This window comes from Streptomyces sp. NBC_01352 (assembly GCF_036237295.1).
Lineage (GTDB): Bacteria > Actinomycetota > Actinomycetes > Streptomycetales > Streptomycetaceae > Streptomyces > Streptomyces plumbiresistens.
This window is the reverse complement of the sequence record NZ_CP108354.1, coordinates 2,120,719-2,142,193: the sequence shown is the minus strand read 5'-3', so window position 1 is coordinate 2,142,193 and position 21,475 is coordinate 2,120,719. Positions and strand designations below refer to the sequence as shown.

Genomic DNA, 21,475 nt, shown 5'->3' with positions numbered 1-21,475 from the left:
AGGGCGTGCCGCATAGGTCCGGAATGCGGGTACCCGTTCCCCGAACGGGAAAGGAGTGAGCGGACATGCCACGTGGTTCGAGCCCCAAGCGGGAGCGCCAGTACGAGCACATCAAGGAGAGCGCCGAGGACCGGGGCGAGAGCAAGGGACGCGCCAAGGAGATCGCCGCTCGGACGGTGAACAAGGAACGCGCCCGGTCCGGCGAGTCGAAGACCGCCAGCCGCACCTCGACCCAGGACATGTCGTCCGGCAAGCGGGGCGGCCAGCGGTCCGGCAAGGGCTCCCAGGGCCCCACCTACGACCAGCTCTACCAGGAGGCCAAGCAGCGGGGCGTCAAGGGCCGTTCGGACATGGACAAGAGCCAGCTGCAGCGGGCGCTGGGCGGCAAGAGCTGAGCCTCAGGCCGGCGTTTCCCGGAACCGCTCCAGCCCCGGTGCCGTCTTCGTCGCGGCGAACTCGGCGATGCGGTACGCGCACACCCCGGCGGTGACGAAGGGATCGCCCGCGGCGATCCCCTCGATCCACGCCCGGTCCCCCGCGACGGCGAGGATCACCCCGCCCTCGCGGGGGTTCTTGGGCCCGGACGCCAGGAAGACACCCTGCTCGTACATCTCGTCGAGCCAGGCGACATGCGCCTCCAGCACGGCGTCGACGGCATCGAGCGGGGCGGTGTAGGTCAGCTCCAGTACGAACATGATCGCGAGGCTACGCCGTCCGGGGGAGGGGCCGTAGGCTCGTCCCATCATGACGACGGTAAGAACTCCCCCCGACTGGCCCGCGACCGAGGAGCAGGCCCGCGCGGTCCAGGACGAGTTGCGCGGGCGCGTGGTGCTCGACGAGCCGGGACCGCCGCCCGGCGCGGGCCGGGTGACCGGTGTCGACGTGGCCTACGACGACGAGCACGATGTCGTCGCGGCCGCCGCGGTGGTGCTGGACGCGGCGAGCCTCGACGTCGTCGCCGAGGCCACGGCCGTCGGCCGGATCTCCTTCCCGTACGTGCCCGGCCTGCTCGCCTTCCGCGAGATCCCCACGGTCCTCGCGGCCCTCGACGCCCTGCCCTGCCCGCCCGGCCTGGTCGTGTGCGACGGCTACGGCCTCGCCCATCCGCGCCGCTTCGGCCTCGCCAGCCACCTCGGCGTCCTCACCGGGCTGCCCACCATCGGGGTCGCCAAGAACCCCTTCACTTTCACGTACGACGACCCGGGCCTCGCGCGCGGCAGTACGGCCCCCCTGCTCGCCGGCACCGAGGAGGTCGGCCGCGCCCTGCGCACCCGCGCGGGCGTCAAGCCGGTCTTCGTCTCGGTCGGTCACCGCGTGGACCTCGACAACGCCTGCGCCCACACCCTCGCGCTGACCCCCGAGTACCGGCTGCCGGAGACCACGCGCAGGGCGGACGCGCTGTGCCGACGGGCGCTGCGGGAAGCAACTCCCTGAGAAGGCGCGAGGACTGCGTCTGCGTACTGCTCTGCGTACTGCTCTGCGTACTGCTCTGAGTACGTCGTCTGAGTACCTGTACGGATGCGGGGCCGGCGGTTCGCTCGGCAGGCTGTGGCGCATGACCTCGCACCGTGCCCCCAAGCCCCTCGCCGACCCGGACCGCCCCGTCGAGCGTGCCGTGACCGCCGCGCTCGTCCTCGCCACCCTCGCGGGGCTCGGCTGGATCGTCGGCATGATCTACACCGTCGCCCAGTGGCCGCTGTAGGGCCCGCTCACCGGCTCCCGGCCACCCGGAAGGTGATCCCGGCCCGCCGCAGCCGCTCGGTCAGCGCGTAGCCCATCGCGACCGCCGTGGTGACCTGACCGGCCGTCGGCGGGAGGTCGTCGAAGGCCAGGCACAGCGCCGCCTCGGCGAACATCTTCGCCGTCTCGTCGTATCCCGGGTCGCCGCCCGCGACCTCCGTGTACACCCGCCGGCCGCCGCCCTCGCCGACGAAACGGACCTTGAACCAGCTCTTCGCGCGCTTCTCCGGGCCGGGCCCCTCGCCGGGCTTGAGCCGGTCGGACAACCAGCGCCGCGCGGGCGGCAGTTGGGCCGCCGCGATCAGCGCGCCCACGGCCGCCACTCCGCCCACCGCGACCGGCAGGTGCCGTACCGCCGCGTACTCGCGGTAGCGGAAGTCCGGGCCGTACCGCTCCAGCGCCTGCGCGGACCGCCGGACGATCTGCGCGTCGATCGTCGGCAGGGGCAGCGCCCAGGCGCCGATCTCCGGGGCGAACCGTGGCGTGCCGGTCGGTGCGCTGACGCGCCGGCCCACCAGGCGGGGCTCGTGCCGGCCGCGGTCCCGGGCGGCGGCCAGCATCTGCCGTCCGCGCGCGAACTGGTTGAGCGCCGAGGCGAAGGTGCCGCCCGAGAAGGTCGCGTCCGCGGTCACGAACCCGTCGACCTTCAGGGGCACGCCCTCGGGGAGCTGCCGGACGGTGAAGTACGCCCCCAGGTCGTGGGGCACCGAGTCGAAACCGCACGCGTGGACCAGCCGGGCGCCCGTCTCACGCGCGCGTGCGTCGTGGCGGACGTACATCAGGTCCACGAACTCCGGCTCACCGGTGAGGTCCAGGTAGTCCGCTCCGGAGTCCGCGCAGGCGGCGACGAGCTCCTCGCCGTGCGTCACATAGGGGCCGACCGTGGTGGCCACCACGCGCGCGTGCTCCGCGAGTTCACGCAGCGAGGCCGGATCCGACACGTCGGCCCTCAGCACCCCGACCTCCGAGCCGCCGGGCAGCCCCTCCCGCAGCCGGTGGAGCTTCTCCTCGCTGCGGCCGGCGATCGCCCAGCGCAGCCCCTCGGGAGCGTGCGCGGCCAGGTACTCGGCGGTGAGCGTGCCCACGAAGCCGGTGGCTCCGAAGAGCACGATGTCGTAGGGACGATCCGTCCTGTTCAGCCTGTTCATGACACCTCTCGGGTTCGCCGCACGCGCCGTTGTCGGTGGCCGAGGCTAGCGTGAGGAGTGCGGAGCCCGCCGACGAGGCCGGAGGTGTGCAGGTGGCCGTGCCGAAGAACGCCCTGAAGAAGTGGGAGAAAGTGCGCGAGTTCGCTCTCGGGATGCCGGGTGCCACGGAGGAGTTCCCCTGGGGCGAGACCGTCGCCAAGGTCAACAAGAAGGTGTTCGTCTTCCTCGGTGTCGACGACGGCAGCTATCCGCTGGGCGTCACGGTGAAGCTCAAGGACGAGGCCGCCCACGCCCACGCGCTGACCTGCCCCGGCGCCGAACCCGCCGGGTACGGCCTCGGGAAGTCCGGCTGGGTGAGCGTCCCGCTGGAGCCGCCGGGCGCCCCGGCCGCCGAGCTGCTGTGCGACTGGGTGGAGGAGAGCTACCGCACGATCGCGCCGAAGCGGCTGACGGCCGAGCTCGACGGTCGCTGAGCCGGTCCACGGGGCACAATCCGACTAAGCGCTTGCTCTTCAGGTCTTGTGTCCGTTGGGCGGCGTTCTTAGCATCGCTGGTGTTACATCATGTGTGTCATACCTATGGGGGCTGCATGGCAACGACGCCGAGGCCGGGCCCGCTCTCCGGCGTACGCGTGGTCGAGCTGGCCGGGATCGGGCCCGGCCCGTTCGCCGCCATGCTCCTGGCCGACCTGGGCGCCGACGTGGTGTGTGTGGACCGGCCCGGTGGGTCCGGGCTCGCCGTCGATCCGGAGTTCGACGTCACCAACCGCAACAAGCGCTCGGTGATCGTCGACCTCAAGGCACCCGACGGTCCCGCCCGCGTCCTCGACCTCGCCGCCCGCGCCGACGTCCTCGTCGAGGGCTACCGCCCCGGGGTCGCCGAGCGCCTCGGCGTCGGCCCCGAGGACTGCCACGCCCGCAACCCGAAGCTCGTCTACGGCCGGATGACAGGCTGGGGCCAGGAAGGCCCCCTCGCCCCGCGCGCCGGGCACGACATCGCGTACATCGCGCTCACCGGCACCCTCGGCATGATCGGCGAACCGTCCCGGCCGCCCGCCGTCCCGGCCAACCTGCTCGGGGACTACGCGGGCGGCTCCCTGTACCTCGTCGTCGGCGTCCTCGCCGCCCTGCACCACGCCCGCGCGACCGGCACCGGGCAGGTCGTCGACGCCGCCATCGTCGACGGCACGGCCCACCTCTCCGCGATGATCCACGGCATGCTCGCCGCCGGCGGCTGGCAGGACCGGCGCGGTGCCAACCTCCTCGACGGCGGCTGCCCCTACTACGGCACCTACGAGACCGCCGACGGGAAGTACATGGCCGTGGGCGCCCTGGAGCGGCAGTTCTACGAGGAGTTCCTGAGCCTCCTCGGCATCGAGGAGCACGCCGGGGCCCGCAAGGACTGGACCCGCTGGGGCGAGCTGCGCGAGGCCGTCGCCGCCCGCTTCAAATCCCGCACCCGCGACGAGTGGACGGCCGTCTTCGAGGGCTCCGACGCCTGCGTGGCACCCGTACTGACCCTGCGCGAGGCCCCGCGGCACCCGCACCTCGCCGCCCGCGGCACCTTCACCGACCACGGCGGCATCACCCAGCCCGCCCCCGCACCCCGCTTCTCCGCCACCCCGACCCAGGTCCGCACCGGCCCTGCCCGGCCCGGCGCCGACACCGCGGACGTGGCACGCGACTGGGACGTACCCGACCTCCTGAAGGGCCTCGGATGAAGCGGCAGATCTTCGCCCCCGAACACGACGCGTTCCGCGATACCGTGCGCAGCTTCCTGGCCAGGGAGGTGCTGCCGTACTACGAACAGTGGGAGAAGGACGGCATCGTCTCCCGCGAGGCCTGGCGGGCGGCCGGCAAACAGGGCCTGCTCGGGCTCGCCGTGGACGAGGAGTACCAAGGCGGCGGCACCGCCGACTTCCGCTACAGCGCCGTCCTCGCCGAGGAGTTCACCCGCGCGGGTGCACCAGGGCTCGCCCTCGGGCTGCACAACGACATCATCGGCCCGTACCTGACCGGCCTGGCCACCGAGGAACAGAGGCGGCGCTGGCTGCCTGGCTTCTGCGACGGCACGCTCATCACCGCCATCGCCATGACCGAGCCGGGCGCCGGATCCGACCTCCAGGGCATCCGCACCCACGCCGCGGACCGGGGCGACCACTGGCTGCTCAACGGCTCGAAGACGTTCATCTCGAACGGCATCCTGGCCGACCTGGTGATCGTCGTGGCGAAGACGACACCGGAGGGCGGCGCGCACGGCCTGTCGCTGCTCGTCGTCGAGCGCGGCATGGAGGGCTTCGAGCGCGGCCGCAACCTCGACAAGATCGGCCAGAAGGCGCAGGACACGGCCGAGTTGTTCTTCCACGACGTGCGCGTGCCCAAGGAGAACCTCCTCGGCGAGCTCCACGGCGCCTTCGGGCACCTGATGACGAACCTCGCCCAGGAGCGCTTGAGCATCGCCGTCGCCGCGATCGCCGCCGCCGAGCACCTCCTGGAGATCACCACGGAGTACGTCAAGGAACGCGAGGCCTTCGGCCGGCCCCTGGCGACCAAGCAGCACATCCGCTTCGAGATCGCCGAGATGGCCACCGAGTGTGCCGTCACGCGGTCGTTCCTCGACCGCTGCATCGAGGACCACTCCAGCGGCGGACTCGACGCCGTGCACGCCTCCATGGCCAAGTGGTGGGCCACCGAGCTGCAGAAGCGGGTCGCCGACCGCTGCCTCCAACTCCACGGCGGCTACGGCTACATGACCGACCACCCCGTCGCCCGGGCCTTCACCGACGGGCGTATCCAGACCATCTACGGCGGGACCACCGAGATCATGAAGGAGATCATCGGCCGTTCCCTGCTGGGCTGCCCCTCCCCGAAAGGCTTGATGTGAGCACCGAAGCGTACGTGTACGACGCGATCCGCACCCCGCGCGGCCGCGGCAAGGCGAACGGCGCCCTGCACGGCACGAAGCCCGTCGACCTGGTCGTCGGGCTCATCCACGAGATCCGCGACCGCTTCCCGGGCCTCGACCCGGCCGCGGTCGACGACATCGTGCTCGGCGTCGTCGGCCCGGTCGGCGACCAGGGCTCCGACATCGCCCGGATCGCCGCCGTCGCCGCGGGACTGCCGGACACGGTGGCGGGCGTCCAGGAGAACCGCTTCTGTGCCTCGGGTCTGGAGGCCGTCAACATGGCCGCCGCCAAGGTGCGTTCCGGCTGGGAGGACCTCGTCCTCGCGGGCGGCGTCGAGTCGATGTCCCGGGTGCCGATGGCCTCGGACGGCGGCGCCTGGTTCAACGACCCGATGACGAACCTCGCCACCAACTTCGTGCCGCAAGGCATCGGCGCGGACCTCATCGCCACCATCGAGGGCTTCTCCCGGCGGGACGTCGACGAGTACGCGGCGCTCTCGCAGGAGCGGGCGGCGACCGCCTGGAAGGAGGGCCGCTTCGACCGGTCCGTCGTCCCGGTCAGGGACCGCAGCGGCCTCGTCGTCCTCGACCACGACGAGCACCTGCGCCCAGGGACGACCGCCGACTCACTCGGCAGGCTGAAGCCGTCCTTCGCCGACATCGGCGACCTCGGCGGCTTCGACGCCGTGGCCCTGCAGAAGTACCACTGGGTGGAGAAGATCGACCACGTCCACCACGCGGGCAACTCCTCCGGCATCGTGGACGGCGCGTCGCTGGTCGCGATCGGCTCCAAGGAGGTCGGTGACCGCTACGGGCTCACCCCGCGCGCGCGGATCGTCTCCGCCGCCGTCTCCGGTTCCGAGCCCACCATCATGCTCACCGGCCCCGCCCCCGCCACCCGCAAGGCCCTCGCGAAGGCCGGGCTGACCATCGACGACATCGACCTCGTCGAGATCAACGAAGCCTTCGCGGCCGTCGTCCTGCGCTTCGTGAAGGACATGGGCCTGTCCCTCGACAAGGTCAACGTCAACGGCGGCGCCATCGCCCTTGGTCACCCGCTCGGCGCCACCGGCGCCATGATCCTCGGCTCGCTCGTCGACGAACTGGAGCGCCAGGACAAGCGGTACGGCCTCGCCACGCTGTGCGTCGGCGGCGGCATGGGCATCGCCACGATCGTCGAACGCATCTGAATCCCCGGCGGAAATCCGGACCCAGGAGACCTCTGATCCGGATCCAAGAGACCTCTACGGAGACCCTGTCATGACACAGAGCACCACCATCCGCTGGGAACAGGACCGCACCGGCGTCGTCACCCTCGTCCTCGACGACCCGGACCAGTCCGCGAACACCATGAACCAGGCGTTCCGCGACTCCCTCGCGGTGATCACCGACCGCCTGGAGGCCGAGAAGGACACCATCCGCGGCATCATCATCACCTCCGCGAAGAAGACCTTCTTCGCCGGCGGCGACCTGCGCGACCTCATCCGCGTCACGCCCGAGACCGCGCAGGAACTGTTCGACGGCGGCATGGCCATCAAGCGCGACCTGCGCCGCATCGAGACCCTCGGCAAGCCGGTCGTCGCCGCCATGAACGGCGCGGCCCTGGGCGGCGGCTACGAGATCGCGCTGGCCTGCCACCACCGCATCGCCCTCGACGCCCCCGGCTCCAAGATCGGCTGCCCCGAGGTCACCCTCGGCCTGCTCCCCGGAGGCGGCGGCGTCGTCCGCACCGTCCGCCTGCTCGGCATCGCCGACGCGCTCCTCAAGGTCCTCCTCCAGGGCACCCAGTACAGCCCCCGGCGCGCCCTGGAGAACGGTCTCGTCGACGACGTGGCCGCCACCCAGGAGGAACTCCTCGCCAAGGCCCGCGCCTTCATCGAGGCCAACCCCGCCTCGCAGCAGCCCTGGGACAGGCCGGGTTACCGGATCCCCGGCGGTACGCCCGCCCACCCCAAGTTCGCGGCGAACCTGCCCGCCTTCCCGGCCACCCTGCGCAAGCAGACGGCCGGCGCGCCCTACCCGGCGCCGCGCAACATCCTCGCGGCCGCCGTCGAGGGCTCCCAGGTCGACTTCGAGACCGCCCAGGTCATCGAGGCCCGCTACTTCGTGGAGCTGGCCGCCGGGCAGACCTCGAAGAACATGATCCAGGCGTTCTTCTTCGACCTCCAGGCCGTCAACTCCGGCGCGAACCGCCCCAAGGGCATCGAGCCGCGCCCGGTCCGCAAGGTCGCCGTCCTCGGCGCCGGGATGATGGGTGCGGGCATCGCCTACTCGTGCGCCCGCGCGGGCATCGACGTCGTCCTCAAGGACGTCTCTCCCGAAGCGGCCCTCAAGGGCAAGGGCTACTCCGAGAAGCTGTGCGCCAAGGCCGTCTCCCGGGGCCGTACGACGCAGGACAAGGCGGACGCGCTGCTCGCCCGCATCACGCCCACCGCCGACCCTTCCGACCTCGCGGGCTGCGACGCCGTCATCGAGGCCGTCTTCGAGGACACCTCGCTCAAGCACAAGGTGTTCCAGGAGATCCAGCACCTCGTCGAGCCGGACGCGCTGCTGTGCTCCAACACCTCCACGCTCCCCATCACCGCCCTCGCCGAAGGCGTCGAGCGCCAGGACGACTTCATCGGCCTGCACTTCTTCTCGCCCGTCGACAAGATGCCGCTCGTCGAGATCATCAAGGGCGAGCGCACCGGCGACGAAGCCCTGGCCCGTGCCTTCGACCTGGTCCGGCAGATCAAGAAGACGCCGATCGTCGTCAACGACTCGCGCGGCTTCTTCACCTCACGCGTCATCGGGCACTTCCTCAACGAGGGCGTGGCCATGGTCGGCGAGGGCGTCGAGCCCGCGTCGGTCGAACAGGCGGCGGCACAGGCCGGCTACCCGGCCAAGGTGCTGTCCCTGATGGACGAGCTGACGCTCACGCTCCCGCGCAAGATCCGTAACGAGACCAGGCGGGCCGTGGAGGAGGCGGGCGGCACCTGGACGGCCCACCCGGCCGAGGCCGTCATCGACCGCATGGTCGACGAGTTCGGCCGCACCGGTCGCAGTGGGGGAGCGGGCTTCTACGAGTACGGGGAGGACGGTGCGCGGACCGGCCTGTGGCCGGGGCTGCGGGAGCACTTCACGCGCCAGGACGCGGAGATCCCCTTCGAGACTGTGCCTTTCAAAGACATGCAGGAACGCATGCTCTTCTCCGAGGCGCTCGACACGGTCAAGCTCCTGGAGGAAGGCGTCCTGACGTCCGTCGCGGACGCCAACATCGGTTCGATCTTCGGCATCGGCTTCCCGGGGTGGACGGGGGGTGTCCTGCAGTACATCAACGGCTACGAGGGCGGTCTGCCGGGCTTCGTGGCACGCGCGCGTGAGCTGGCCGAGCGGTACGGGGAGCGGTTCGCGCCGCCCGCGCTGCTGGTGGAGAAGGCGGAGAAGGGGGAGCGGTTCGGGGACGGGTGACCCCAGCCCCCGGGGGTTTTCGCCCCCGCCGCCCCTACCCGTCCCGTCCTTCTGGGGCTCCGCCCCAGACCCCGCTCCTCAAACGCCGGAGGGGCTGACTTCCAGCCCGTCCGGCGTTTGAGGACGAGGCCCTTCGGGCCGAAGCGGGGGTCTGGGGGCGCAGCCCCCAGGGACGGGACGGGTAGGGGCGGCGGGGGCGAGAACCGCTGTTGAACGGACGGTCACTGCGTGAGCGACTCGCGCAGCTCTTCCCTCAACGACCGCTGGAAGGTCGTCAGCAGCGCCTGCACGACCAGCGGATGCATGTGCGCGGACAGCGACCGCACATCCTGCGCGTCGCGCTCCGACACCTCGCCGCGGAAGAGCTCCGCCAGCTCGCGGGCCGCCGCGCGCGAGTGCTCGACGAGGACGTTCCGGGACGCCAGGATCGCCTCCTGCGACAGCGGTACGTCGAGCAGCTGGACACCGAGCCGGAGCAGGCCCAGATCGACGCGGTACGAGCCGCCGTCCGCCCGGACCACGCCCATCGCGGCGAGCCGCGCCACGTCCCCGTCGTCCAGCTCCCGCCCCGCCCGCCGGCGAAGCTCCTCCCGCGACAGCGTCTCCACCGTGTCCGGCGCCCAGGAGGTGACCACGGCCCGGTGGATGGCGAGGTCGTGCGCGCTCAGGTCCGGCGGCAGCTGCTGCAGATAGCGCTCGATGGCCGCCAGCGTCATGCCCTGTTGCTGCAACTCCTCGATCAGCGCGAGCCGCGCGAGGTGCACCCGGCCGTAGTGACCGACCCGCCGCGCACCGATCACCGGCGGGGGCAGCAGACCCTTGGTGCCGTAGAAGCGGACCGTGCGGACCGTGACACCCGCCCGCGCGGCCAGTTCGTCGATGGTGAGGGTCGGCTCCCCGGCAGCTGTGGTGTCGGTCGTCATGTGCAGCAGTATCGCTGTCTCACCAATGGTGTGAAACCTCTTGGGCGCCCTCTGGCCCACCTGTGTGTGATGTGCACCTATGTGACATGTGCCACCGCGTGTGAGGTGGGTTCCGGGGCAGGCGACCCCTCGGCCTGTGCCTTGTTCACCGAGCGGCAACCCCAGCGGCAAACCGAGCGGCAAACCGACCGGCACGGGCCGCATCACGTCCGGACACCCGAGCGGGACCCGCCGGGGCGCACCAGAGAGTGGAACCACCCGTGAGCAAGGACGCCGTGAAATCGGCACAGACCGGCTCCCGCACCGGGGCGGCCACGACGCCCGTGGACGCGGGCGACGCCGGCTACAGCAAGGACCTCAAGGCCCGTCACGTCAACATGATCGCCATCGGCGGCGCGATCGGCACCGGACTCTTCCTGGGAGCCGGCGGCCGCCTGCACGACGCGGGCCCGGCGCTCGCACTCGCCTACCTCGTCTGCGGCGTCTTCGCCTTCTTCGTCGTCCGGGCCCTCGGCGAGCTGGTCCTCTACCGCCCGTCGTCCGGTTCCTTCGTGTCGTACGCGCGGGAGTTCCTCGGCGAGAAGGGCGCCTACGTCGCCGGGTGGATGTACTTCCTCAACTGGTCGACGACCGGCATCGCCGACATCACCGCGATCGCCCTCTACACGCACTACTGGAGCCTGTTCACCGACATCCCGCAGTGGACGCTGGCCCTGATCGCCCTCGCGGTGGTCCTGGCGGTGAACCTGATCTCGGTGAAGTACTTCGGCGAGATGGAGTTCTGGTTCGCGATCATCAAGGTCGCCACCCTCGTCGGTTTCATGCTGATCGGCATCTTCCTGCTGGCCACCCGGCACGAAGTGGGCGGTGGGACACCCGGCCTGGGCGTGATCACCGACAACGGGGGCGTCCTCCCGCACGGCCTGATGCCCGTCGTCCTCGTCATGCAGGGCGTGATCTTCGCGTACGCCGCCCTGGAGCTGGTCGGCGTCGCCGCGGGCGAGACGGCCGAGCCGGAGAAGGTCGTCCCGCGCGCGGTGAACTCGATCATGTGGCGGGTGGGCCTGTTCTACGTCGGCTCGGTTGTCCTCCTGGCCCTGCTGCTGCCCGGCTCGGTCTACTCGGCCGACGAGAGTCCCTTCGTCACGGTCCTGTCGAAGATCGGTGTCCCGGCGGCGGGCGACGTGATGAACCTGGTGGTGCTGACGGCCGCGATGTCGTCGTTGAACTCCGGCCTGTACTCCACGGGCCGCATCCTGCGCTCCATGGCGATGGCGGGCTCGGCCCCCAAGTTCACCGCCCGTATGAACCGCAGCCAGGTCCCCTACGGCGGCATCCTGCTGACCTGCGCGGTCTGCGTCCTCGGCGTCGGCCTCAACTACCTCATGCCGAGCCGGGCCTTCGAGATCGTGCTGAACATCGCCGCCCTCGGCGTCATCAGCACCTGGGTGATCATCATGGTCTGCCACCTGCTCTTCGTCCGCCGAGCCCGGGCAGACCTGCTGGTCCGCCCGTCCTTCCGCCTGCCCGGCAGCCCGGCCACGGAGATCACCACGATCGCCTTCCTCCTCGCCTGCCTCGGCATGATGTGGAACGACCCCGAGGTGGGCCGCAGGACACTGCTGCTCATCCCGGTGATCGCGGTCCTGCTGGTGGGCGGCTGGTTCGGGATCCGGCGCAGGGTCGCGAGGGCGGCCGACCAGGAACCGGCGGGGTTCACCGGATAACGCGGGGCCACTGTCAGTGGCGGCCTCTACGGTGGCGTCATGTCGGAGATCACGTACGTCCGGGGTGACGCCACCGTTCCGTCGGTCAAGGGCGTCAAGCTGATCGCCCATGTCTGCAACGACCTCGGGGGCTGGGGGAAGGGTTTCGTCCTGGCCGTCTCGCGGCGCTGGCCGGAGCCGGAGGCGGCGTTCCGGGCCTGGCACCGTGACCGCGCGGCGAACGACTTCGGTCTGGGTGCGGTCCAGTTCGTGCAGGTGGAACGATATGTGTGGGTGGCCAACATGGTCGGTCAGCGGGGGATACGCACGGGCAGCAAGGGCGTGCCCGTGCGGTACGAGGCGATCGACGCGGCCCTGGGCGGGGTGGCCGACAAGGCGGCCGAGCTCGGCGCCTCCGTGCACATGCCCCGCATAGGGTGCGGCCTGGCCGGCGGCAAGTGGTCCCGGGTCGAGCCGCTGGTCACCGAGCGGCTGGCGAAGCGGGACATCGCGGTGACGGTGTACGACCACGGGGACTGACCGAGCCCCCGTCAGGCGGCCTGGAGCGCCCGTACCAGTGCTCGGCGCCTCCGTGCACATGCCCCGCATAGGGTGCGGCCTGGCCGGCGGCAAGTGGTCCCGGGTCGAGCCGCTGGTCACCGAGCGGCTGGCGAAGCGGGACATCGCGGTGACGGTGTACGACCATGGGGACTGACCGAGCCCCCGTCAGGCGGCCTGGAGCGCCCGTACCAGTGCTTGGCGCCTCCGTGCACATGCCCCGCATAGGGTGCGGCCTGGCCGGCGGCAAGTGGTCCCGGGTCGAGCCGCTGGTCACCGAGCGGCTGGCGAAGCGGGACATCGCGGTGACGGTGTACGACCACGGGGACTGACCGAGCCCCCCGTCAGACGGCCCGGAACGCCCGTACCAGACACTCGGTGAGGCGTGCCGCAATGCTCCCGTCCGGATCCAGCCGGGGATTGAAGATCGTGACGTCGAAGCCGACGGCTCCCGGGCCGGACAGCGCGGTCCGCAGCACGGTCTCCAGCTCCTGCCAGGCCAGCCCGTCGGGCAGGCGGTAGTCGACCGCGGGCATGATCGCGTCGTCCAGCACGTCGGCGTCGAGGTGGATCCAGTACCCGTCGGCACCGCCCGGGCGGTCCGCCGCGAGCAGGTCGACCGCACTGCCCGCCGCGCGGTCCACGCCGAGGGCACGCACCTCGTACAGGTCCATCGCGTGCAGCCCGGCCGGCAGCGGCTGCATCCCGGCCGCCGCGGACTCCTCCGCGTCCCGGAAGCCGAGGGCGACCACGTCCGCGTCCCGCACCAGCGGCCCTCGGCCCTCCAGATCGGCGAGAACGTCCGGCCCGCGGCCGGTGGCGAGGGCGAGCTCCATGGAGGCCACCTCGCCGGTCGGCTCCGCCGCGGGCTGGTAGAAGTCGGTGTGCCCGTCGAGGAAGAGCAGGCCGTGGCGACCCCGGCGGCGCAGCGCGAGCAGACTGCCGAGCAGGACACTGCAGTCACCGCCCAGGACCACCGGGAACCGGCCGTGGTCGAGGACACCGCCCACCGCGTCGGCCAGCGCGAGGGAGTACGCCGCGATGCCGTCCGGGTTGAGGACCCCGGTGTCCGGGTCCCGACGCGCGTCGTACGCGGGGGGCTCGACCCGGCCCGCCCGCACCGCCCCCAGCCCCTCGGCCAGTCCGGCCCCGAGCAGCGCCCGGGGCAGCTCCTCGACACCGGTCGGCCGCAGCCCCAGCACGGACGGCGCCTCGATGACCGCCACGTCCCGCACGTCCGACACCTCCGTCAGCCCGGTGGCGCCGGCCGGCTCACGCGTCCGGCGCATGAGCCAACCGTAGACCGCCGGGCAGAACGGGGCCCCTCAGTGAGCGTGCTCGTGCTCGTGCACGTCGTTCGTCGCCGCGATCTTCTTCCACGACCTCGGCTGCACGGGAGCCGCCGCGGACCGGGCCAGGGAGGCGTCGTCCCGTGCCGCGGGCGCCGCCGGCTTCACCGGCTGGAACAGCCACGTGTCGAACAACGCGGCCAACGGCTTCCCGGACACCTGCTCGGCGTACTTCTGGAAGTCGGCGACGGACGCGTTGCCGTGCGCGTACTTCTGCGGCCAGCCCTTCAGGATCGCGAAGAACGCGTCGTCACCGATCTCGTTGCGCAGGGCCTGCAGGGCCAGCGCACCCCGGTCGTAGACGGCGAGGTGGAACTGGTTCTCCGGCCCCGGATCCCCGGGCTTCACCGTCCAGAACGGGTCGTCGGCCGGACGCGAGGCGTACACGTAGTCGGCGAGTTCCTGTGCCGTCCCCTCGCCCTCGTGCTCGGACCACAGCCACTGGGCGTACCGCGCGAACCCCTCGTTGACCCAGATGTCCTTCCAGCCGGCGACGGACACGAGGTCGCCGTACCACTGGTGGGCCAGTTCGTGCACGACGACGGAGGTGTTCGTACCGGCCGCGAACTGGCGCGGGCTGTAGAAGGGCCGGGTCTGTGTCTCCAGCGCGTACCCGGTGTCCGTGTTCGGCACGTACCCGCCGAGCGCGTTGAACGGATACGGCCCGAAATAGCCGGTCAGCCAGTCCGCGATCTCCCCGGTCCGCTCGATGCTCGCCCGCGCCGCACCGTAGTTGTCGCCGAGGTCCTTGCTGTAGGCGTTGACGACCGGGATGCCGCTCTCGGTCGTGCCGGTCGTGACGTCGAACCTGCCGACCGCCAGTGTCGCGAGATAGGTGGCCTGCGGCTTGTTGGACCGCCAGTTGTAGCGGGTCCAGTCGGCGCGCGAACTCGTCGACTGGAGCGTGCCGTTGGAGATGGCCCGAGTGCCGTCCGGCACCAGCACGGACACGTCGTAGGTGGCCTTGTCGAGCGGGTGGTCGTTGCTGGGGAACCACCACCAGGCCGCTTCGGGCTCGTTCGCCGCGACACCGCCGTCCGGAGTGCGGTGCCAGCTGGTGAAGCCGTACGCCTGCTTCGACGACGGCACACCGCTGTAGCGCACCACGACGGTCACGTCGGTGCCCTTCGCGAGCGGGGTCTTCGGGGTGATCTCCAGCTCGTGCTCGCCGGAGGTCGCCAGCGACGCCTTCGCGCCGTTGACCCGCACCTCGCTCACGTCCAGCAGAAAGTCCAGATTGAACCGCGACAGGTCCTGGGTGGTGCGGGCCAGCAGGGTCGCCGTGCCTTCCAACTCGTCCGTGGACGGCTGGTACTTCAGCCGCAGGTCGTAGTGGGAGACGTCGTATCCGCCGTTGCCGTAGTCCGGGTAGTAGGGGTCGCCGATGCCCGGCGCACCAGGGGCGTGACTTGCGGCCGATGCCGGGATCGCCAGCATCAGGGTGGCCGCCGCGAGTGCGCCCGGCGCGGTGATTCTGCGGTGCACAAAAGCTCCAAGTCGTAGGGGCACGAAGTCCGTTCGGAGCCTATTGATTCCCTGTGGGCCCGGGTCTGTCCACGGCCACCGCTGTCACATGAATGCCATTCGGCCGTCATGAACCCACCCTTGCGCACAGCATCACTGGCCCCGCACGTGTCCGATCGCCCTCTTCTGCACAGGAGTTGACCGATGTACCGTCCGCGCATGCCGATACGCATGCGCTTCACGACCTGGAGATCGCTCGCCACGGCCGCCGTCGCCGCCCTGGTGGCAGTCCTCGTCACCCCGATGGCCGCCCACCCCGCCCCACAGGAGAGCAGACCTGTCCACTCGTACGAGAACGCCGTCCGCGAGGCCGTCTGGGTGGACACCGGACTCGACGGTGACAGCGACGGGAAGTCGGACCGCGTCGCCGTCGACATCGTCCGGCCGCGCGAACCCGCCCAACAGGGCCGCAAGATACCCGTGATCATGGACGCCAGCCCGTACTACTCCTGCTGCGGGCGCGGCAACGAGAGCCAGAGGAAGACGTACGACGCCGCGGGCAACGTCGTCCAGATGCCGCTGTTCTACGACAACTACTTCGTGCCCCGCGGCTACGCCTTCGTCGGCGTCGACCTCGCCGGAACCAACCGCTCCGACGGTTGCGTGGACGTCGGCGGACGCTCCGACATCCAGTCCGCGAAGGCCGTCGTCGACTGGCTGAACGGCCGCGCCAGGGCCTACACCAGCCGCACCGGCACCACCACCGCCAAGGCGAGCTGGACGAACGGCAGGACCGGCATGATCGGCAAGAGCTGGGACGGCACCATCGCCAACGGCGTCGCCGCCACCGGCGTCAAGGGACTCAAGACCATCGTCCCGATCAGCGCCATCTCCACCTGGTACGACTACTACTTCTCCAAGGGCGCCCCGCTCTACGACTCGGGCCCCGACTGGCTGTCCAACTACGTCGACAGCCCCGACGCCCGCGCCAAGTGCGCCGCCGTCCAGCAGGAACTCGTCGCGGGAGCCCCGCGCACCGGCGACCGGACCCCGCTGTGGAGCGAGCGCGACTATGTGAAGGCCGCGAGCAAGGTGAAGGCGAGCGTCTTTCTGATCCACGGCATGCAGGACCTCAACGTCCGTATGCAGCACGTCGGTCCGTGGTGGGACGCCCTCGCGAAGAACGGTGTCGAGCGCAAGATCTGGCTGTCCCAGACCGGCCACGTCGACCCCTTCGACTTCCGCCGCACCGCCTGGGTCGACACCCTGCACCGCTGGTTCGACCACGAACTCCTCGGCTACGACAACGGCATCGACCGCGAGCCCATGGCCGACATCGAACGCCATCCCGATCAGTGGGTCACCTCGAAGGCCTGGCCGCCGCGCGGCACCGACACCACCACCCTGCGCCCCGCCGAGGGCGGCCAGGAGGGCGTCGGCACGCTCGGCCTGCGCAAGGGCAGCGGCACGGAGACGTTCACCGACAACCCGCAGCTGAGCGAGACCGACTGGGCGGCGCAGATCGACACGTCGACGCCCGACAAGGCGGGCTTCGTCACTGGGCCGCTCACCCGCGACCTGCGCGTCTCCGGCTCCTCCAAGGTCACCGTCACCGCCACCCCGACCACGTCGACGGCCCACCTGTCCGCCGTCCTGGTCGACCTGGGCCCCGACACGATCCGCGACTACGCGGCGAGCGGCGAGGGCATCAGCACGCTCACCGACCGCACCTGCTGGGGCGTGAGCACCACGGGCGACAGCTCCTGCTTCAGGGAGACACAGGCGAAGACCACCGACGTGGACTACACCGTCGTCAGCCGCGGCTGGGCCGACCTCGGCAACCACGCCTCCGGCACGGGCGTCCCGCTCACCCCGGGCAAGGCGTACACCATCACCCTCGACCTCGGGGCCACCGACCACGTCGTCCCGGCCGGACACCGCCTCGCACTGATCGTCGCGGGCACCGACAAGGACCTCATCGACCCGCCGTCCACCACCCCCACCCTGACGGTCGACCTGTCCCGTACGTCCGCCCGCGTCCCGCTCGTCGGCGGCGCGGCCGCGTTCGCGCGCGCCACCGCGGGCTCCGCGTCCGCCGCCCCCGAGATCACGCCCCTCGACGGGGTCCAGGCACCGCGCACCGCCCAGCGCGTCCCGGAGGGAGCCCGGTGATCCGCACCCTGACCCTCGTGACGGCCGCCCTGGCCGCATCCCTGATCGCGACCCCGGCCGACGCCACCCAGACCCCGCCCCGTACCGGCTTCGAGGAGTCGAACGGCGCCCGCTGGACCGGGGAGTCCGAGGAACAGGACTTCCTGGCGGCCGTCGACCGGGCGAGCAGCCGCGTCTCGGTCGCCTCCATCGGTACGACGAAACAGGGCCGCCCGCTCCAACTCGTCCAGGTCGGCGCGCGGAACGCCCCGAGCAAGGTGCTGCTCGTGTGCAGCCAGCACGGCGACGAACCGTCCGGCCGCGAGGCCTGCCTCACCACGGTCCGCGACCTGGCGTACGCGCAGGACGGGCCGACCCGGCGCTTCCTGGACCGCACCACCGTCCTCGTCGTCCCCACCGCCAACCCCGACGGCCGCGCCGCCGACACCCGCGGCAACAGCGACGGCGTCGACATCAACCGCGACCACCTCGCCCTCCAGACCGCCGAGGGCCGCGCGATGGCCGCCGTCATCCGCGACCGACGCCCCGACCTCATCTACGACCTGCACGAGTACGGCGCCACGCCGCCGTACTACGACAAGGACCTCTTCGACCTGTGGCCGCGCAACCTCAACACCGCCGCGGCCGTCCACGACGAGGCCGAGACCCTGTCCCGGGCGTACGTACGGCCCGCCGCACAGCGCGCCGGCTACACCACAGGCACGTACGGCATCTGGACCGACCCCGTCACCGGTGAACCGATCCGCCAGGTCGCCGGCGACGGTCAGGAACGCATCCTGCGGAACATGTCCGGAATCAAGCACTCGCTCGGCCTGCTCATCGAAAGCCGGGTCGAGCCGCTGACGGACGTCGGGGAGGCCGTCAACAACGAACGCCGGGTGGACTCCCAACTCGCCGCCCTGAAGGGGCTGTTCGGGTTCACCGGCGAGCGCCGGGCGCAGGTCGAGGCGGCGACGAACACGGCCCGGCTCGCGGGCTACGCCGACACCGGCCCCGTCTACGTCGGCGGCGCCGACAACGACCCGCCCGAACCGGCCGAGGTGATCCCGGACCCGCCCTGCGGCTACCGGCTCACCACCGACCAGTACGCGCAGGTGCGCGACGAACTCGCCCTGCACGGGGTGAGAACGAAGGGCACCTACGTCCCGCTCCGCCAGCCCCTGCGCGCCCTCGTCCCGCTGCTCCTCGACGAACGCGCCCCGTACCACCTCACGGCCGGGGAGCCCGACACCGACTGCTGAAGCGGGGGATGCACACGGCACCTGTGGTAGGTCCTAGGGCGCGTGCGGAACATGCGTACCCACGGGCTTACAGGGGAAGGTGCCGCAAATGACGGAAGACCTGAAGAAGAGGGGTGGCCGGGAAGGTCCTTCGGACGTTTCCGGCCACTCGACGGACCGAGTGGTGTTCGGCGTCGCCGCCGTCATCACCGTGGCCTTCGTGCTCTGGGGCGCGGTGGCGACGGACTCGCTGGAGAGCGCCTCCACGAAGATGCTCAACGGCCTGATCCACAACGGCGGCTGGGCCTTCATGCTGGCGGCCTCGTGCTTCGTCGTCTTCGCGCTGTGGCTCGCGGTCAGCCGCTACGGCCGGATCCACCTCGGCGCGGAGGGCGAGGAGCCCGAGTTCCGCACGGTGTCGTGGGTCGCGATGATGTTCAGCGCCGGCATGGGCATCGGCCTGATGTTCTACGGCGTGAGCGAACCCCTCTCGCACTACACGACCCCACCGCCGGGCACCAGCCCCGCCGACTCCGCCGAGCGCATGGAGACGGCGATGGCCACGACGCTGTTCCACTGGACGCTGCACCCCTGGGCGATCTACGCGGTGGTCGGTCTCGGTATCGCCTACAGCACCTTCCGCAAACGCCGGCGCCAGACCATCAGCGCGGTCTTCACGCCGCTCATCGGCGAGAAGCACGCGAACGGCATCCCGGGCCGGGTGATCGACATCCTCGCGATCATCGCCACCGTCTTCGGATCCGCGGCCTCACTGGGCCTGGGCGCGCTCCAGATCGGTTCCGGTTTCCAGGAGCTGGACTGGATGGACGACGTGAGCACCGGCCTGCTCGTCGCGATCATCGCCGTGCTGACCCTGGCCTTCGTCGCCTCGGCGGTCTCCGGCATCGAGCGGGGCATCCAGTGGCTGTCCAACATCAACATGGTGCTCGCCCTCGTGCTCGCCCTCTTCGTGTTCGTCGCGGGCCCCACGATCATCGTTCTCGACCTGCTGCCCACCTCCGTCTTCTCCTACCTCGGTGACCTGCCGCAACTCGCCGGCCGCACGGAGGCCAGTGCCGGCGCGGGCGTCGCGGACTGGCTCGGCAGCTGGACCGTCTTCTACTGGGCGTGGTGGATCTCCTGGACGCCCTTCGTCGGCATGTTCATCGCCCGCATCAGCCGGGGCCGCACCATCCGGCAGTTCGTCGGCGGCGTCATCCTCGTGCCCAGCACCGTCAGCCTCGTCTGGTTCGCGGTCTTCGGCGGTACGGCGATGAAGCTGAAGGAGGGCGGCGCGCTCGGCGGCGAGTCGACCCCCGAGGGACAGCTTTTCGGCGTCCTGCAGGAGTTCCCGATCGCGACCGTCACCAGCCTGCTCGTGATGATCCTCGTCGGTATCTTCTTCGTCTCCGGCGCCGACGCCGCGTCCATCGTGATGGGCACGCTCTCCCAGAAGGGCGCGCTGGAGCCGGGCCGACTGGTCGTCGTGTTCTGGGGTGTGGTGACCGGAGCTGTCGCCGCCATCATGCTGCTCGTCGGCAGCGGTCAGGGCGACGCGCTCACCGGGCTGCAGAACCTCACGATCCTGGCCGCCGCGCCCTTCGTCCTTGTGATGATCGGCATGTGCGTCGCCCTCATGCGCGATCTGCGCCAGGACCCGGTCATCGTGCGCGGCGAGATGGGCTCCGAGGCCGTCGAACTCGCCGTGATCGAGGGCCACAAGCGGTACGACGGCGAGTTCGAGATCAGGGTCGGTCCCGGGTCGGGCACGGAGACGGTGGGTGACCCACTCGGCCACGACCACGGCTGATCACTCGCGCACGGAGGCTCTCAGGGGGCGGCCAGTCCGGACGCCTCCTCCGCGCACCCCCAGGCCACGGTCACACCGCCACCGCCGTGACCGTAGTTGTGTACCAACACCCTTCCGTCGGGCAGGAGTTCACGCTCCAGCCGGACCGCGTCCCGAGAGGGCCTGAGCCCCACCAGGTGCCCCAGCACGCGCGCCCCGGCGATCTCGGGCCGCAGCGCCGCACACCGCCGCACGATCGCCTCCGCCACCGCGGGATCGGGCTCGAGAGACCACTGGTCCTCGTCCGTGGTGCCGCCCAGCACGAGCCGGCCGGGCTGCGGGAAGCAGTACGCCGTCTCCCCGGCCGCGTCCGTGGAGACGAGCCAGGTGCGGATGCCGGGGTTCTCCACGAGGACCAGCTGCCCGCGCACGGGGCGCACGGAAGCGTCCGGCACCAGCTCGCGGGCGTCCAGTCCCGTGCAGTTGACCACAACGGGCGCGTCGACCTCCGCCAGGCCGGCCACCGTACGCGTCTCGATCACCCCGCCCGCGGCGAGGAAACGCTCCCGCAGCCACGGCAGATGAGTCGACATGTCGATGAGCGGGAGGCGGGCCCACATCCCCGTCCCGGCGTACTCCTCGGCCGTCGCGGCCCGCAGCCCCGGCAGCCGAGCGCCCGCCCAGGCCACGGCCTGGTCCAGGTCCGCCTCGCCCAGTACCCCTTCGACCATGCGTACGCCGGTCACCTCGGGGGAGGCCGCCAGCTTCTCGTAGACGTCCAGCGAGCGCAGCGCCCAGGTGCGGGCGAGCTCGACCGGCTCGATCGCGTACGGCCACCACAGCGCCCCGGCAACCGCCGAGGTGGTCCGCTCGGCAGGATCCCGCGTCCACACCCGCACCCGCCGGCCGCGCTCGGCGAGCACGAGGGCCGTCGTCAGTCCGATGACACCGCCGCCGACCACGACGACGGCGTCCTGCCGCTCGCTTTCCATCGACGGACAGTAGCGGAATATGTCATGCCGTGCTCAGACAGCGCCCGCTCTGGGGATACT

General features: G+C 71.1%; 19 protein-coding genes. 13 read left to right on the top strand and 6 right to left on the bottom strand.

The genetic code is table 11. The annotated features are described in order from the left end of the window. Positions 1-65: 65 nt before the first annotated feature. Positions 66-395, top strand: coding sequence for a plasmid stabilization protein (locus tag OG252_RS10200; RefSeq protein WP_329335389.1), 330 nt, complete (start codon positions 66-68; stop codon positions 393-395). Positions 396-398: 3 nt separating this feature from the next. Here OG252_RS10200 and OG252_RS10195 read toward each other — a convergent pair whose 3' ends face one another. Then, positions 399-695 (bottom strand): YciI family protein, encoded by a 297-nt coding sequence (locus OG252_RS10195; RefSeq protein WP_266450360.1) that lies wholly within the window; start codon positions 693-695, stop codon positions 399-401. A 49-nt stretch (positions 696-744) separates the two neighbouring features. On the opposite strand from OG252_RS10195, the gene OG252_RS10190 reads away from it, so the two are divergent. Together OG252_RS10190 and mmpA are read left to right on the top strand one after the other, a co-directional pair. Next, the gene (locus OG252_RS10190) at positions 745-1,434 is read left to right on the top strand and encodes an endonuclease V (protein WP_329335386.1); all 690 of its coding nucleotides are present in this window, start codon (positions 745-747) and stop codon (positions 1,432-1,434) included. A gap of 121 nt (positions 1,435-1,555) precedes the next feature. Next, entirely contained in the window at positions 1,556-1,702 is a 147-nt protein-coding gene (mmpA, locus tag OG252_RS10185) for a morphogenic membrane protein MmpA (RefSeq protein WP_266450364.1), read from the top strand. A 7-nt stretch (positions 1,703-1,709) separates the two neighbouring features. On the opposite strand, the gene OG252_RS10180 is transcribed toward mmpA, so the two are convergent. Continuing rightward, positions 1,710-2,888: a saccharopine dehydrogenase family protein gene (locus OG252_RS10180; protein WP_329335384.1), complete on the bottom strand. Its 1,179-nt coding sequence runs from the start codon at positions 2,886-2,888 to the stop codon at positions 1,710-1,712. A 92-nt stretch (positions 2,889-2,980) separates the two neighbouring features. Here OG252_RS10180 and OG252_RS10175 point away from each other — a divergent pair, with 92 nt between their 5' ends. From OG252_RS10175 to OG252_RS10155, 5 genes are all read left to right on the top strand, one after another. Beyond that, the gene (locus OG252_RS10175; protein WP_266453051.1) at positions 2,981-3,361 is read left to right on the top strand and encodes an MmcQ/YjbR family DNA-binding protein; all 381 of its coding nucleotides are present in this window, start codon (positions 2,981-2,983) and stop codon (positions 3,359-3,361) included. 116 nt (positions 3,362-3,477) lie between these two features. Next, the gene (locus OG252_RS10170) at positions 3,478-4,608 is read left to right on the top strand and encodes a CaiB/BaiF CoA transferase family protein (protein WP_329335382.1); all 1,131 of its coding nucleotides are present in this window, start codon (positions 3,478-3,480) and stop codon (positions 4,606-4,608) included. Beyond that, the gene (locus OG252_RS10165) at positions 4,605-5,771 is read left to right on the top strand and encodes an acyl-CoA dehydrogenase family protein (protein ID WP_329335380.1); all 1,167 of its coding nucleotides are present in this window, start codon (positions 4,605-4,607) and stop codon (positions 5,769-5,771) included. The genes OG252_RS10170 and OG252_RS10165 overlap by 4 nt, the downstream gene beginning before the upstream one ends. Continuing rightward, on the top strand, positions 5,768-6,982 hold the full coding sequence (locus tag OG252_RS10160; RefSeq protein ID WP_266450370.1) for an acetyl-CoA C-acetyltransferase: 1,215 nt from the start codon (positions 5,768-5,770) through the stop codon (positions 6,980-6,982). Before OG252_RS10165 ends, OG252_RS10160 begins: the two co-directional genes overlap by 4 nt. 70 nt (positions 6,983-7,052) lie before the next feature. Further along, on the top strand, positions 7,053-9,242 hold the full coding sequence (locus OG252_RS10155) for a 3-hydroxyacyl-CoA dehydrogenase NAD-binding domain-containing protein (RefSeq protein ID WP_329335377.1): 2,190 nt from the start codon (positions 7,053-7,055) through the stop codon (positions 9,240-9,242). A gap of 221 nt (positions 9,243-9,463) precedes the next feature. On the opposite strand, the gene OG252_RS10150 is transcribed toward OG252_RS10155, so the two are convergent. Further along, positions 9,464-10,165 (bottom strand): MerR family transcriptional regulator, encoded by a 702-nt coding sequence (locus tag OG252_RS10150; protein ID WP_329335375.1) that lies wholly within the window; start codon positions 10,163-10,165, stop codon positions 9,464-9,466. Positions 10,166-10,425: 260 nt separating this feature from the next. Here OG252_RS10150 and OG252_RS10145 point away from each other — a divergent pair, with 260 nt between their 5' ends. Further along, positions 10,426-11,892: an amino acid permease gene (locus tag OG252_RS10145; protein WP_329335374.1), complete on the top strand. Its 1,467-nt coding sequence runs from the start codon at positions 10,426-10,428 to the stop codon at positions 11,890-11,892. A 39-nt stretch (positions 11,893-11,931) separates the two neighbouring features. After that, positions 11,932-12,411 carry a macro domain-containing protein gene (locus tag OG252_RS10140; protein WP_266450376.1) on the top strand — a complete coding sequence of 160 codons (480 nt, stop codon included), beginning with the start codon at positions 11,932-11,934 and terminating at the stop codon, positions 12,409-12,411. A gap of 362 nt (positions 12,412-12,773) precedes the next feature. Here OG252_RS10140 and OG252_RS10125 read toward each other — a convergent pair whose 3' ends face one another. Further along, positions 12,774-13,718, bottom strand: a complete 945-nt coding sequence (locus OG252_RS10125) for an arginase family protein (protein WP_329335370.1) — start codon at positions 13,716-13,718, stop codon at positions 12,774-12,776. A gap of 36 nt (positions 13,719-13,754) precedes the next feature. Next, complete coding sequence (locus OG252_RS10120; RefSeq protein ID WP_329335368.1) at positions 13,755-15,263, bottom strand: M1 family metallopeptidase; 1,509 nt, start codon at positions 15,261-15,263, stop codon at positions 13,755-13,757. A 198-nt stretch (positions 15,264-15,461) separates the two neighbouring features. Between OG252_RS10120 and OG252_RS10115 the strand changes: the two genes are divergently transcribed. The 3 genes from OG252_RS10115 (at position 15,462) to OG252_RS10105 (ending at position 20,444) form a co-directional block, all read left to right on the top strand. Further along, the gene (locus OG252_RS10115) at positions 15,462-17,414 is read left to right on the top strand and encodes a Xaa-Pro dipeptidyl-peptidase (RefSeq protein ID WP_329335366.1); all 1,953 of its coding nucleotides are present in this window, start codon (positions 15,462-15,464) and stop codon (positions 17,412-17,414) included. After that, complete coding sequence (locus OG252_RS10110) at positions 17,411-18,655, top strand: M14 family metallopeptidase (protein ID WP_329335364.1); 1,245 nt, start codon at positions 17,411-17,413, stop codon at positions 18,653-18,655. The genes OG252_RS10115 and OG252_RS10110 overlap by 4 nt, the downstream gene beginning before the upstream one ends. Before the next feature lie 88 nt (positions 18,656-18,743). Beyond that, on the top strand, positions 18,744-20,444 hold the full coding sequence (locus tag OG252_RS10105; RefSeq protein ID WP_266450383.1) for a BCCT family transporter: 1,701 nt from the start codon (positions 18,744-18,746) through the stop codon (positions 20,442-20,444). Between the two features lie 20 nt (positions 20,445-20,464). Here OG252_RS10105 and OG252_RS10100 read toward each other — a convergent pair whose 3' ends face one another. Beyond that, positions 20,465-21,415: an FAD-dependent oxidoreductase gene (locus OG252_RS10100; protein ID WP_266450384.1), complete on the bottom strand. Its 951-nt coding sequence runs from the start codon at positions 21,413-21,415 to the stop codon at positions 20,465-20,467. Positions 21,416-21,475 lie beyond the last annotated feature (60 nt).

Bases quoted from the DNA above. Each gene is read 5' to 3' on its own strand.
- OG252_RS10170 (WP_329335382.1), top strand. From the start codon at position 3,478: ATGGCAACGACGCCGAGGCCGGGCCCGCTCTCCGGCGTACGCGTGGTC.
- OG252_RS10140 (WP_266450376.1), top strand. From the start codon at position 11,932: ATGTCGGAGATCACGTACGTCCGGGGTGACGCCACCGTTCCGTCGGTC.
- OG252_RS10165 (WP_329335380.1), top strand. From the start codon at position 4,605: ATGAAGCGGCAGATCTTCGCCCCCGAACACGACGCGTTCCGCGATACC.
- OG252_RS10115 (WP_329335366.1), top strand. From the start codon at position 15,462: ATGCCGATACGCATGCGCTTCACGACCTGGAGATCGCTCGCCACGGCC.
- mmpA (WP_266450364.1), top strand. From the start codon at position 1,556: ATGACCTCGCACCGTGCCCCCAAGCCCCTCGCCGACCCGGACCGCCCC.
- OG252_RS10105 (WP_266450383.1), top strand. From the start codon at position 18,744: ATGACGGAAGACCTGAAGAAGAGGGGTGGCCGGGAAGGTCCTTCGGAC.
- OG252_RS10180 (WP_329335384.1), bottom strand. From the start codon at position 2,888: ATGAACAGGCTGAACAGGACGGATCGTCCCTACGACATCGTGCTCTTC.
- OG252_RS10190 (WP_329335386.1), top strand. From the start codon at position 745: ATGACGACGGTAAGAACTCCCCCCGACTGGCCCGCGACCGAGGAGCAG.
- OG252_RS10125 (WP_329335370.1), bottom strand. From the start codon at position 13,718: ATGCGCCGGACGCGTGAGCCGGCCGGCGCCACCGGGCTGACGGAGGTG.
- OG252_RS10195 (WP_266450360.1), bottom strand. From the start codon at position 695: ATGTTCGTACTGGAGCTGACCTACACCGCCCCGCTCGATGCCGTCGAC.
- OG252_RS10155 (WP_329335377.1), top strand. From the start codon at position 7,053: ATGACACAGAGCACCACCATCCGCTGGGAACAGGACCGCACCGGCGTC.
- OG252_RS10100 (WP_266450384.1), bottom strand. From the start codon at position 21,415: ATGGAAAGCGAGCGGCAGGACGCCGTCGTCGTGGTCGGCGGCGGTGTC.
- OG252_RS10200 (WP_329335389.1), top strand. From the start codon at position 66: ATGCCACGTGGTTCGAGCCCCAAGCGGGAGCGCCAGTACGAGCACATC.
- OG252_RS10150 (WP_329335375.1), bottom strand. From the start codon at position 10,165: ATGACGACCGACACCACAGCTGCCGGGGAGCCGACCCTCACCATCGAC.